General features: G+C 67.7%; 1 protein-coding gene. It reads left to right on the forward strand.

The genetic code is table 11. The features are described from left to right. The coding region (locus ON30_RS27750; RefSeq protein WP_040711869.1) for a putative zinc-binding metallopeptidase at positions 1 to 477 on the forward strand (477 nt) is incomplete at both ends.

A 477-nucleotide genomic window follows, 5' to 3' on the forward strand; every position in this document is an offset into this window, starting at 1 on the left:
ATCGGACCCTGCTCGGCCACTTCCGCCACGAGATCGGCCACTACTACTACGCCGTCCTCGTCGCCGACGACACCGCGAAACAACGATTCCTCGACCTGTTCGGCGACCCCGACACCGACTACCAAGCCGCCCTGGACCGCCACTACAGCGACGGCGCACCCGCCGGCTGGGAAGCCACCTACGTCTCCTCCTACGCCACCATGCACCCCGCCGAGGACTGGGCCGAGACCTTCGCCCACTACCTGCACATCCGCGACACCCTCGACACCGCCGCCGCCTTCGGCATCGCCCCCTCCGGCGCCTCCCTGGACCGCCCCCAACTCGGCCGCGCCGGATTCGACAAGATCATCGACCTCTGGCTCCCCCTGGCCTGGTCACTGAACATGGTCAACCGATCCATGGGACACCCCGACCTCTACCCGTTCGTCCTGCCCGACCCGGTGCTCGAGAAGATGCGCCTGGTCCACGAACTCTGCC

Source organism: Nocardia takedensis NBRC 100417, from assembly GCF_000308695.1.
In the GTDB taxonomy this organism is placed as follows: domain Bacteria; phylum Actinomycetota; class Actinomycetes; order Mycobacteriales; family Mycobacteriaceae; genus Nocardia; species Nocardia takedensis.